The organism is Pedobacter sp. AC379 (assembly GCF_979258145.1).
This window is the reverse complement of sequence record NZ_OZ409839.1, coordinates 2356730-2368705: the sequence shown is the minus strand read 5'-3', so window position 1 is coordinate 2368705 and position 11976 is coordinate 2356730. Positions and strand designations below refer to the sequence as shown.

The window sequence follows — 11976 nt, the reverse complement described above, 5'->3', positions numbered from 1 at the left end:
TCAGCTTATTTAATTTCTTTTTCTATTAAATACTGGTTTCTTTCTGGTGCGTTGCGTGATAATAGCTCGGCGATAAAACCAGCTAAAAACATCTGCGATCCTACAACAATGGCAACCAGTGACAAATAAAATAAAGGCTGATCGGTTACATCACGATAAGGTAAGCCTTTCCAGATTAAAATTTGCTTTTCTACAAGTACGTAAAGCGACATTACAATTCCTAAAAAGAAACTCAATACGCCCAAAGAGCCAAAAAAGTGCATTGGCCGCTTACCGAATTTACCAACAAAAAATATGGAAAGTAAATCTAAAAAGCCATTGATAAACCTGCTGAAACCGAATTTTGTTGTGCCATATTTACGGGCGCGGTGTTCTACCACCTGCTCTGATATTTTACTAAATCCTGCCCATTTGGCTATAACCGGAATATAACGGTGCATTTCGCCATAAACTTCTATGGTTTTGATAACATCACTACGGTAAGCCTTTAATCCACAGTTAAAATCATTCAGCTCAATGCCACTCATTTTGCGGGTAGCTGCATTAAATAATTTCGTAGGGATGGTTTTCGTAATTGGATCGTAACGTTTCTTTTTCCAGCCGGATATAATGTCGAGTTTTTCTTCTCTAATCCTTCGGTATAATTCAGGAATTTCATCCGGACTATCCTGTAAATCAGCATCCATGGTAATTACCACATCGCCCTGTGTAGCTTCAAAACCTACATTTAGTGCTGCAGATTTACCGTAATTACGCCTAAATTTAATGCCTTTTATGGCCGGATTTTGAAGCCTTAATTGTTCAATTACCTCCCAAGATCTATCAGTACTGCCATCATCAACCAAAATAACCTCGTAACTGAAGTTATTGTCTGTCATCACTTTATCAATCCAAGCCGTTAATTCTGGCAAAGATTCATCTTCATTAAATAAGGGTACTACAACTGATATATCCATTTTTTAAGCATAAACCCCGCAAATTTTAAAAACATGCGAGGTTTGTTTAAATTAAAACGTGCAAATTTCATCAAATTAAATGATAAAACCTGCACGTTCAAAATTTATAAGGAAATTAAACTCTATCTTTTTTTATTACTGCGGCAGTGATTAAGCTAATTACCAAACCAATCAGCGTATAGGTTATAGCAGATCCGAATGCAATCATATAGATCATATACTTGCTCATCATATTTACCCCTTTAAGTGTTTGTTCGTTATCCCCTGCGGCTTTGATTTGAATATCCAAAATATTTTGTAATGCACCTTTATCTATAACGCCATAATAGAGCATCATTAATAAACCAATAAAAAGGCCTGAATACGCAGCTACTTTAAAACCGGCAGAAAATGCTCTACCGTAAGTTATAAAACCACCCAATTCATTTTTATGCTTGTTCTGAGCGTAGTAAATTGCCAAAATAAAAGTACCATACGACAGGATAACTGAAATTACTTTTTGCCAAATTGGTGTACCTTCTACCTGCGCACTTACACCAAGCAGGTTCATGATGAATATTAATGCTAAAGTGTAAAACGCAAAAGCAATTGCTACTTGAAATGCCAATGCATTGGGTTTCTTTTCTTCCTGAAGTATCTGTTGTTCCATGATCAATTTAATTTAGTTATTAATTGTTGTAATTAATATATAAGTAGCAGAATCGAATGATTTGTTACGGCTAAACTGAATTATTTCTTTAGTTGTTTCTGCACTACCTTCTACATCAAGGAAAAAAGCCATAAAAGGAACAAACAATTCTTGCATTTCTTCGCTGATATTTAGCGTAGCTGCCGTTTTGCAAATTTCTTCTACACTGCTTTCGGCCAATTGCTGATTGCTGATCAGTTCTTCGTAAATCTCAAATTCATCCTGAAACTCATCATCCTCCACCAACAAAAATTCTTTTAAGAAATCGCCCAATTCGGGATCTAAATCTTCATCCTTGCATTCTTTAATATACAACAGAAGGTTTAAGAGTTCTGTTCCCCTATCAATGGTTTCTTCTTCTATATTTGCCCATTCATCACTTTCCAGGTAATCTTCTTCCAGTTTCTGTACATCGCTGCTAAAGAAGTTTACCATTAATAAATCGAAAAATACTTCACGTAGTTCTTCAAATTTAGGATGCGTATCAAAAACGGCATCAAAAGCAGCCGCTTTATCTAAAAAATTAACATCTAGCTCGAAAGCAGCCAATAATTCTGTCTCAAAACCTTCTACGTTGGTTGCCGAAACCTCAGCATATTTATTAATGGTTGCGCTCAGCGCTTTTTTTACTCTGTTATCCATGATTAAGATTTTTTGGATTTAAGGATTTTTAATGTCAATAGTGGATCATGCAATATTTATTTCAGCAACTATCCATGATAATGACAGCCAAATATTTTCAACTAACTTTCCGAATACTGATTGTTATTATAAACCAACTTCACTTTTCCTGTAAGTTCAGTACCCAATAACGGACTGTTTGCCGATTTTGAATAATTACTTGCAGCATTATACAACCATTTTTCTGTCGTATTGAAAACGGTAAAGTTAGCTTCAGCTCCTTCTTCTATTACCGGAACAGCTAAATTTAACAATTTACGTGGATTTATAGCCAATTTCTCAGCAATTAAAGTAATATCCAAACCTGCTTTTATTAACAATGGTAGTACAGTTTGCAAAGCTATAATGCCATAATGAGCAATTTCGAACTCCACATTTTTAAATTCAATTTCCTCTGGTCGGTGCTGCGAAGTTAAGGCATCAATGGTTCCGTCTTTTAAACCGGCAATTAGTGCCTTTAAATCTGCTTTTCCCCGTAGTGGTGGCTTAACTTTGTAATTGCTATCAAAATCGCTTAAAAGTTCTTCTGTAAACACCAGGTGATGCGCCGTTACATCGCAGGTAACCTGCACCCCATCTTTTTTAGCCTTACGGATCAATGCTACTGCACCTGCGGTAGAAATATTGCTGATGTGAATTTTAGTATCGTTATAAGCTGCCAGGAAAATATCGCGTGCAATATGCATTTCCTCGGCAAGCGCGGGTAAACCCTTCATGCCCAAAAGCACTGAGTTTTTACTTTCATTTATTTGCGATTTCCCTGCAATGGATTTATTTTCGGGGTAAACCATTAAAAGCGCATCGAAACCTTTGGCATATTGCAAAGCACGGCTCATAAAACCATCATCCTGTATGGCCCTATCACCATCAGAAAAAGCTACAGCACCAGCCTGCTGCATATCAAAAAGTTCGGCAAGTTCTTTTGCTTCACGGTTCTGGCTTATTGCCCCTACCGGAAAAACATCAACCAAGTTGTTTTTTGCCCTGTTAATTACATATTCTACCTGAGATTTTGATTGTACAACCGGGCTTGTTTGTGGTAATAAAGCCAATCCGGTAAAACCACCAGCCTTTGCTGTAGCGGTTAAGGTTTGAATATCTTCCTTGGTTTCGAAACCCGGATCGCCGGCTACGCAATTTAGATCGAAAAAACCTGGAGTTAAAAAGGCACCTTGAGCATCAAAAACCGTTTCGTTTTTATCGGCAGTTAATTTACCTATGTTTTTAATTTTACCATTATCTACCCGAACATCGCATTGTTGAGTGTTAAATTTACTTTGCGGATCGGCAATGGTTACATTTTTAACCAGGAGATTCATATTGTTTTTTTTGTGTTGTTAAAAAATCGGATGAGCAAAATTTCTGCTGCAATAAAAATCAGCGACAAAATTAGACAAAGTTTCCATAAAGTTCGGCCGATTTTATTGGCACCGGCAATTAATTTAATGGCATCTTTATCGGTATCGAATATTTTCAAATTACTTTTACCTGCCAACAGATCAAGTTCTGCCTTACTCAAATAATGCATATCAGATTCGGTTCTGCCGCTGTTAAAACTATAAACAGCAACTAAGGAATCAGCAAGTTTCAGGTTATAAAAACCCGCATTTTTTATTTGATCGGCGATGTAAATCAGTGTTTTCCCATCTGCCTGACGGATTTCGGGAATGGCTTCGAAATGGTCTGCGGTAATTTTTAAACTTTGGTTTTTACCCAACGTAATCTTTTTACCGGCCAGGGCATTATCATTGCCCAGATTGTAATATAAAGGTGTTTCATTTCCTCCACTTAAGGCTAAACGGTAAATTAAAGGCACAAAAACCGGATGACGGGCCAGATTTCCTTCATTGGCATTTAAGCCAGAAGCTGATAAATAAACCTGTCCGTTACCTACAGCATATTTTGAGAAAAAAGGTTTCCTGCCTGGCAATAACATAATATCTTCCTTGTTGGAGGTATTTTTCTCAACAAAAGAATAATAACGGTTAACAGTTGGCAGATCTAAATTCTTAGGAATTTCTTCAAAAACAGTTTTGAAGATCGGATTTTGCAAATCGATCTGATCAACCTTTGTTGCTGTAGTATTTAGTGTTTGAATTGATGGAAGTGATAAAGCAGTTAAAAATGAATTGTAATTCTGAATATCAGCCTCTAAATCAGGAAACAGAACCACAGATCCACCGGCATTAAGAAAAGTTTTTAACTGTTGTGCCAATCCCGTTGATGGATTTTTTAGCCCATTTAAAACAATTAATCCATAGTTGGCAAAATTGCTATAATTAACATTGCTTTCAGCATTTTCGGTTAATTTATAATAACGATCGGCGGCAAAAAGTGCTTTAATGTAATTGCCTGCACCAGGCCCGTTAATACTTAATACAGGAAAACTTTCGTCTACTTTAAAACTAAATGATAAGGTATCATCGAAAGTTACCGGAAAATCTTTAATGCTAATGATGCCTTTTTGCCATCCTGCATTTAATCCGGAAAAGTTCAAGGTATCTTTAACTGTTTTACCAGCGGGAATACTTACAGCACCTAAACCTTTTTGTTGGTTGTTGATGCTTAATTTTAAGGGGATGTTTTTTGCTTCTTCTTCTGAATAATTTTTTAACTGTACAACCAATCGCTCATTTGCACCGGGTTGATGATTTGGCGAGAGCACCCAAACACTATCAACTGCAACATTGGGTAATGTATTGGCATTCAGTTTTAAAAATGAATATTGAATATCAGTTTTGGTTTCTAGCTTTTTAGTTGTTGAAATATTTTTCTGAAAATCAGAAATTAAAAAACTGTATTTGTTATTTGCTCCGGTCAAAATATTTCCTTGCCGGTTCAGAATTTGCTGCAGGTTTCTATTCGCTGCAGAGATTTTTACATCATCAAGGGCTTTTAAAAACTCTTCCTCATTTAAAAGTCGTTGGAGTTTCCCTTCGAAATTATTGGTTAGCAGTTGAAAACGATCATTGATACCAAAACCCTTTACGAGTTCTTTGGCTCTTCTTTTCGCTTCATCAAGCAAGTTACCATCTTTATTGATGGCTTCCATACTGTAAGAATTATCGATATATATGCTCACTAAATTATTAGCGGCAGTTGTTTTTTGATTTTGCTCTGGTAGATAGGGTTGGGCAAATGCCAGCACCAAAAACACAATAGCCAAAACCCTCGAAAGCAGTATTAACAGGTTTTTAAGTTTTTCTTTGGAAGAGTTTTGCTGTTCTACCTCTTTTAAAAGCTGAACGTTAGAGAAATAAACTTTTTTAAACTTCCTGAAATTGAATAAATGAATGATAACCGGAATGGCAACCGATATTAGTGCGAAAAGAAAGCCCGGATAAAGGAAATTCATTAAAAACCAAAGATAGAAAAATTATGGAACTGCGAATAACTTTCGTTATTTATTATTATCAATGTTTTGATGGTGAACATTGTTAACATTGAGAAATTGATCTATTTATCGTTGTAATGACCAGCAGCAGATAAAACCAATACGCTAATTGTTTCATCATTTATTTGATAAATGAGTCTATGTTTTTGGCTTACTCTTCTCGAATACAAGCCTGATAATTTATATTTTTTTAGTTCAGGCTTCCCTGTGCCGCTGGTTGGATGATCAATAAGTTCCAATAATAATTTTCGAGCCTTTTTATAAGCACTTTGATCTGTTTTCTTTAGCCACTTAAGATCTTCTATTGCCTGGGGAGTAAACTCTAGGCTATACATTATAAATCTTTAAGAAAATCTACTAAAGCATCTTTTCCTGTAACCTTTGTAACTTTTCCATTTTTTGCCTGCAAAAGTGATTTTTCAATTTTTTCGACCATCTCTTTTGAAAAATAGATGTCATCATTGGTTATTGGGGTTATTGAATATGCTTTATTTTTACCTCTTTGAACAATAATCTGTTCTCCATTATCGGCCATATCCATATACTCAGCCTGTTTCTCCCTAAATTCTCTACTGCTTACCACTAACATAAATTTAATTTAAGTGTACCATATTGGTACAAATATAACTATTAATACTGTTATAGTGATAAGGTTAATTGTAAATCATGAACCCAATCAATAACTAAACCCCGGAAATTCGATATTTACAATTTTCCAGCTGCCGTTATATAATGCAAAGTAAAGTTTGAAAGGCCCGCTTATAATTTTTGATTGTTTTTGGATAACAGCTCTATAACCAGCTACGCCTTCAACAAAGCCCATACCTTTGCCTTCGTTCATCAATTCAAAATTAACATCGATAATATCATATCTACCGCCAACATATTCATCAGAACGACCGAACACACCTTTTAAACGTCCAATAATTACATCCTTGCCGATAATTTTATTACCAGGGAGGATAAAAAAATCATTCAGTTCGTTGGTGATGGCCTTCGATTGTTTAAACCAAGAATTTATAAATCTAATGGCACTATTTACGATATCAGCCTGATTATTGAATGCAGGGGTTTCTTCCATTTTGCAAAATAAAGCTTTCTTAGCGATACTTTTTCATCGCAGCCCAAAGTTTTTCATCCATACCATAAACATCAGGTCTGTATTCAATCTTATCATTTTGCGCCCAGGCCGTAATATAAGTGATAATTAATGGCACAGCTTTTTTCGGTCCGAACCATGCTGGTTTGAGTTGAAAAGCTTTGGTGGTATCTGCCTTTTGCGCCATCCGTTTTTTATACCATTTTACATGTGTACTATCGATCGGTGGCAAATCTACCTCTGCCCTAAGCTTATCATAAGTGTAAGAATCCTTTACCAAAAGTTCGGCAAATTCTAGCGGTTTTTCAATGCGCACACAACCATGACTGATGGCCCGGTTAGTGAGGTTAAATCCATTTTTATTATTGGTGTCGTGAAGGTAAATACTAGAGCTGTTATCGAAGATAAATTTGAACTTTCCTAAGGCATTTCCACCACCCGAACCTTGCTTAAATTTGAAGGGTAATTTATCACGCGAGTACTTGCTCCAATTTATTGTATCCGGCTCTCCAATAAGCTTGTCTTTATAGTAAACTTTGATGTTACTATTAGATAAATAAAAAGGATCTTTTCGGGCCATCCAATAGATCTCACTTTGTGCAATACTTACCGGAATATTCCAAATTGGATTGGCCTGAATAGAATTGATTTTACTGAACAACAATGGCGTTTCGTGGTTCTTAGGTTTATCATCCAAATTGCCCGATTTTGCAAAGGCTTTTAACTTCTCTTCATATCCATTTTCACGCTTGCCACCTACACATACTTTCATCGAAATTACGGTATCTTTTTTATCCAGCCAGGTTAATCTAAAATCAGGAATATTTACCTGCACATAGGTATCTCCTGTCTCCGGCATTTTCCAGCGAAACCTTTCCATATTTAAAAGTAAAATACGCTTTTCATCTTCGCTATTTGCCGCTAAATATGCTGATTGTAATGCTTTATATTGCGCTGATTTTGGTTGAACAGATCTTAAACTATCAACCAGGCTTTTACTGGTTAAAAAATTGATCATTCCCAGGCTATCCGGACGCTTAACCTTGATGTAATAACGCGAAAAGATTGCACGCGGATTAACCACTCCGTATTTGAGGTAATTGGTATAATTTAAATAGGCATTTGCTGATAACAGCTCCAGTTTGGCAATTACAGGATAACTTTCATCAACTTTTTTAAATTTATTGGCAGTTAATTCATCCAGTAAACCTTTAATTTCTTCACCTTTAAAAATTTTAGGGTTGAAACCGTGTACCTGGCTTTGATTTAAATAGTTTACGAGCGAATCTAATTCACCATTGATGTAAAATTGAGTTACCAGCCTTGGCTGTGTATAATTATTGGCATAAAAAGCCTTAATCGTTTTAGGATTAACAAATTTAGCCGAAAGACTGTCCATTGTCTTCACAAAAATGCTATCATAAGCTACAGTATCGAAATCTTTGTAAATTTTATTTTTAAAATGTTCAGATAACACTTTTCCGATCTCGGGCGGGCTTTTAAACCATCCACAGGCAGAAATAAACAGAATAAACGGTAAAATTAGAAAGCGAAACTTTTTCAAAATGTTAATTTTATGATACAAAATAAGTGTTGTTGGCAATAAAAACACGATAATGGCAAATTAAGTGCCATTATTTTTTGTTTTCCCATTTCAAACGCTATATTTGCCATCGCATATCAGCTAAAGTATTGATACTGGCAGAAATAATTTATGAATTTAACTTTGAACCATCACTTACATTTACACCATCGCCGATAGGCGATATGATATGTTTGTTTTGTACTTCAAAACTTTTTTCCGTAAAATAATTTCTTATTCACTCTATATTCAATACTTTGAAAACACTTAAAATCGCTATCCAAAAATCGGGTAGGTTAAACGAAAAATCTGTAGAAATACTTAAAAACTGTGGTTTATCTTTCGAAAACTACAAAAGTTCACTCATCTCAACCGTTACCAATTTTCCTTTAGAAATTCTTTTCCTCCGCGACGATGATATTCCAGAATATGTTCAAGATGGTATTGCCGACTTAGGTATAGTTGGAGAAAATGTTATTGTAGAAACCAAAGCCGAAGTAGATTATCTTCAAAAGTTAGGCTTCGGAAAGTGTACTTTAAAAATTGCAGTTCAGGCCACAAGTAATATCCAAAATCTTGAAGAATTAAACGGCAAAGCTATCGCTACTTCTTATCCTGTTATTCTCGAAAAATTCTTAAACGAAAAAGGCATACAATCTGACATCAGAACCATTTCAGGATCGGTAGAAATTGGTCCGGGCTTGGGCTTAAGTGATGCCATTTTCGACATTGTTTCTACAGGCGGAACATTAAAGAGCAATGGCCTAAAACCTTTTGCCGATGTAATGCAATCTGAAGCGGTTTTAATCGGAAACAAATCAATCGCCGACAATCCTGAAGTTGCAGAATTGCTTCAACGCATCCGCTCAGTGCTCAGTGCAAAATCTAACAAATACGTGGTACTAAATGTATCAAAAGATAACCTTCAAAAAGTAGTGGATTTATTGCCAGGTGTTAAAAGCCCAACAGTTGTTCCGCTGTTCGAACCAAACTGGGTAGCCGTGCATTCTGTAATTGCCGAAGAAGATTTCTGGGATAAAATAAACAGTTTAAAAGCTGCTGGTGCCGAAGGTATTTTAGTAATACCAATTGAGAAAATAATTAAGTAAAATCGTTTAAATTCATATTAACTATTAGTTAATTTAAAATTATAAAACATTGAAAATCTACAATTATAAAGATTTATCTGAATCAAAAATTGAAGAACTTTGTTCAAGGCAGATTGAAGACGATAAACTGGTTGAAGAACGGGTAACTGACATCATCAGCACGGTAAAAAAAGATGGTGACCAGGCACTTTTCAATTTCGCAAAAGCATTTGATAAGGTTGATTTGGACAAACTATTTTTAGATGCAGAAGAATTGAAATCAATCGCATCTACCATCACTGCCGATGCGAAAAAAGCAATTGATACAGCATATCAAAATATCAAAGCTTTTCACCAATCGCAATTAAAAATCGAAGATAAAATTGAAACAATGCCGGGCGTTGTATGCTGGCGCGAATCGAGGGCAATTGAAAAAGTTGGACTTTACATTCCTGGAGGAACAGCAGTTTTACCGAGCACATTTTTAATGCTTGCCACTCCGGCAATCATTGCCGGCTGTAAACATATTGTGGTATGTTCTCCTCCGCAAAGTGATGGTAAAACCAATTGTTATTTAGCTTACTGCGCGGTGCTATTGGGAATCGATAAAATATACCTGGTTGGAGGCGCACAGGCTGTGGCTGCAATGGCTTTCGGAACGGAAAGCGTACCTCAGGTATATAAAATCTTTGGCCCTGGCAACCGTTACGTTACAACGGCAAAAACAATGGTTCAAAATAAGGTGGCTATTGATATGCCTGCAGGTCCTTCGGAAGTATTGGTCATCGCTGATGAAACTGCCAATCCGTCATTTGTTGCTGCAGATCTACTTGCTCAGGCTGAACATGGTGTTGATAGTCAGGCAATTTTGGTATCTACTTCAAATCAGATTATCGCTGACACGATTAAAGAAATTGAAAATCAGCTCACTATCCTACCACGGCAAGAAATTGCAGCTAAGGCCATAGCAAATTCTTATGCGGTTTTAGCTGAAAACCTGGATGTTGCAATGAAATTTTCAAATGAGTATGCTCCAGAGCATCTGATTTTAGCAACTGAGCATTTTGAAAGCCTGATTCCATTAATTGTAAATGCAGGATCTGTATTTTTAGGCAACCTTACACCAGAAAGTGCTGGCGATTATGCCTCAGGAACAAACCATACTTTACCAACCAGTGGTTTCTCAAAAGCATATTCTGGCGTATCAACAGATGCTTTTTTAAAGAAAATAACTTTTCAGCACCTGTCTCAGGAAGGGCTAAAAAACATCGGCAATACGGTTGAGATTCTTGCGGAAGCAGAAGGATTACATGCGCATAAAAATGCAGTAACTATACGACTTAAAAATTAGATTAGATCACTATCTTCAATATGCATCGTGCTAAATTTAGTTCAACACCTAACAAGGCCCTGAACTAAATTAAGAGTGACGAATAAAAATATAAAAATGGACATTAACGATTTAGTAAGAGAAAATATAAAAAACCTTCGCCCCTACTCTACTGCGAGGGACGAATTTAAAGGGCAGGCATCTGTTTTTTTAGATGCAAATGAGAACAGTTATGGTTCGCCGCTACCAGCAAATTATAACCGTTATCCTGATCCTTTGCAACTCGATTTAAAAGATGCAATCAGCAAAATAAAAGGCGTACCAATTGAAAATACTTTTTTAGGAAACGGCAGCGATGAAGCGATAGATTTATTGTTTCGTGCATTTTGTAACCCAGGGAAAGATAACGTAATTGTGCTGCCACCAACTTATGGAATGTACGAAGTTTCGGCCAACATTAACGATGTAGAAATCCGTAAAGTGAGCCTGCTTCCAAACTTCCAATTGGATATGGAAAAGATTGCAGAAACCATTAATAAAAACACCAAATTAATCTTCATTTGTTCGCCAAATAATCCGACCGGGAATTCGATAAACCGCGAAGATATTGAAACCATTTTAGCCAACTTTAATGGCATCGTTGTAGTGGATGAAGCGTACATAAATTACGCCCGCCAAAAGACGTTTATCCAGGAGTTAACCGAGTACGGAAACCTGGTGGTTTTACAAACTTTTTCTAAGGCTTGGGGGCTCGCCGCTTTACGTTTGGGCATGGCATTTTCATCAACAAAAGTGATCGATGTTTTAAACAAAATTAAGCCACCTTACAACATCAATCAGGCCACGCAGGATTTGGCTTTTGAAGCCTTAAAAAACATCGCCCAGGTGAACGATTGGATTAAAGAATCTGTTGCAGAAAGAGACCGTTTAAGCAAAGCATTAACCACACTAAATATTGTTAAAAAAGTATATCCTTCTGATGCTAATTTTATCCTTACAGAAGTTACAGATGCACTGAAAATTTATGATACTTTAGTTGAGCAAGGCATCATTGTACGCGACCGTTCTAAAGTAACTTTATGTGAAGGATGTTTAAGAATTACCGTAGGTACAAAAGAAGAAAACGACAAACTATTAACTGTTCTAGAGAATTTTTAA

12 protein-coding genes are annotated in these 11976 nt (G+C 36.1%); 3 read left to right on the top strand and 9 right to left on the bottom strand.

Translation table 11 applies throughout. From position 1 onward, the window contains the following. Positions 1-5: 5 nt before the first annotated feature. From ACZZZW_RS10585 to ACZZZW_RS10545, 9 genes are all read right to left on the bottom strand, one after another. Positions 6-956 (bottom strand): glycosyltransferase family 2 protein, encoded by a 951-nt coding sequence (locus ACZZZW_RS10585; protein ID WP_463493216.1) that lies wholly within the window; start codon positions 954-956, stop codon positions 6-8. A gap of 115 nt (positions 957-1071) precedes the next feature. Next, on the bottom strand, positions 1072-1605 hold the full coding sequence (locus ACZZZW_RS10580; RefSeq protein ID WP_055914488.1) for a DUF4199 domain-containing protein: 534 nt from the start codon (positions 1603-1605) through the stop codon (positions 1072-1074). A gap of 12 nt (positions 1606-1617) precedes the next feature. Continuing rightward, positions 1618-2286 carry a hypothetical protein gene (locus ACZZZW_RS10575; protein WP_463493214.1) on the bottom strand — a complete coding sequence of 223 codons (669 nt, stop codon included), beginning with the start codon at positions 2284-2286 and terminating at the stop codon, positions 1618-1620. Between the two features lie 101 nt (positions 2287-2387). Continuing rightward, positions 2388-3644, bottom strand: a complete 1257-nt coding sequence (locus tag ACZZZW_RS10570) for a dihydroorotase (RefSeq protein WP_463493213.1) — start codon at positions 3642-3644, stop codon at positions 2388-2390. After that, positions 3641-5680 carry a BatA domain-containing protein gene (locus ACZZZW_RS10565; RefSeq protein ID WP_463493212.1) on the bottom strand — a complete coding sequence of 680 codons (2040 nt, stop codon included), beginning with the start codon at positions 5678-5680 and terminating at the stop codon, positions 3641-3643. Before ACZZZW_RS10565 ends, ACZZZW_RS10570 begins: the two co-directional genes overlap by 4 nt. Positions 5681-5781: 101 nt before the next feature. Further along, positions 5782-6054 carry a Txe/YoeB family addiction module toxin gene (locus tag ACZZZW_RS10560; RefSeq protein ID WP_463493211.1) on the bottom strand — a complete coding sequence of 91 codons (273 nt, stop codon included), beginning with the start codon at positions 6052-6054 and terminating at the stop codon, positions 5782-5784. Beyond that, positions 6054-6308, bottom strand: a complete 255-nt coding sequence (locus tag ACZZZW_RS10555) for a hypothetical protein (RefSeq protein WP_463493210.1) — start codon at positions 6306-6308, stop codon at positions 6054-6056. Before ACZZZW_RS10555 ends, ACZZZW_RS10560 begins: the two co-directional genes overlap by 1 nt. An 87-nt stretch (positions 6309-6395) precedes the next feature. Then, complete coding sequence (locus ACZZZW_RS10550) at positions 6396-6800, bottom strand: hypothetical protein (protein ID WP_055914500.1); 405 nt, start codon at positions 6798-6800, stop codon at positions 6396-6398. Positions 6801-6819: 19 nt separating this feature from the next. Continuing rightward, positions 6820-8382, bottom strand: a complete 1563-nt coding sequence (locus ACZZZW_RS10545; protein ID WP_463493209.1) for a L,D-transpeptidase family protein — start codon at positions 8380-8382, stop codon at positions 6820-6822. Between the two features lie 275 nt (positions 8383-8657). Here ACZZZW_RS10545 and hisG point away from each other — a divergent pair, with 275 nt between their 5' ends. The 3 genes from hisG to hisC all read left to right on the top strand — a co-directional run bounded on the left by hisG (position 8658) and on the right by hisC (position 11976). Continuing rightward, entirely contained in the window at positions 8658-9509 is an 852-nt protein-coding gene (gene hisG, locus ACZZZW_RS10540; RefSeq protein ID WP_463493208.1) for an ATP phosphoribosyltransferase, read from the top strand. 49 nt (positions 9510-9558) lie between these two features. Then, complete coding sequence (hisD, locus tag ACZZZW_RS10535) at positions 9559-10839, top strand: histidinol dehydrogenase (RefSeq protein ID WP_463493207.1); 1281 nt, start codon at positions 9559-9561, stop codon at positions 10837-10839. A gap of 96 nt (positions 10840-10935) precedes the next feature. Continuing rightward, positions 10936-11976 (top strand): histidinol-phosphate transaminase, encoded by a 1041-nt coding sequence (hisC, locus tag ACZZZW_RS10530; RefSeq protein WP_463493206.1) that lies wholly within the window; start codon positions 10936-10938, stop codon positions 11974-11976.

Bases quoted from the DNA above. Each gene is read 5' to 3' on its own strand.
- ACZZZW_RS10585 (WP_463493216.1), bottom strand. From the start codon at position 956: ATGGATATATCAGTTGTAGTACCCTTATTTAATGAAGATGAATCTTTG.
- ACZZZW_RS10580 (WP_055914488.1), bottom strand. From the start codon at position 1,605: ATGGAACAACAGATACTTCAGGAAGAAAAGAAACCCAATGCATTGGCA.
- ACZZZW_RS10575 (WP_463493214.1), bottom strand. From the start codon at position 2,286: ATGGATAACAGAGTAAAAAAAGCGCTGAGCGCAACCATTAATAAATAT.
- ACZZZW_RS10570 (WP_463493213.1), bottom strand. From the start codon at position 3,644: ATGAATCTCCTGGTTAAAAATGTAACCATTGCCGATCCGCAAAGTAAA.
- ACZZZW_RS10565 (WP_463493212.1), bottom strand. From the start codon at position 5,680: ATGAATTTCCTTTATCCGGGCTTTCTTTTCGCACTAATATCGGTTGCC.
- ACZZZW_RS10560 (WP_463493211.1), bottom strand. From the start codon at position 6,054: ATGTATAGCCTAGAGTTTACTCCCCAGGCAATAGAAGATCTTAAGTGG.
- ACZZZW_RS10555 (WP_463493210.1), bottom strand. From the start codon at position 6,308: ATGTTAGTGGTAAGCAGTAGAGAATTTAGGGAGAAACAGGCTGAGTAT.
- ACZZZW_RS10550 (WP_055914500.1), bottom strand. From the start codon at position 6,800: ATGGAAGAAACCCCTGCATTCAATAATCAGGCTGATATCGTAAATAGT.
- hisC (WP_463493206.1), top strand. From the start codon at position 10,936: ATGGACATTAACGATTTAGTAAGAGAAAATATAAAAAACCTTCGCCCC.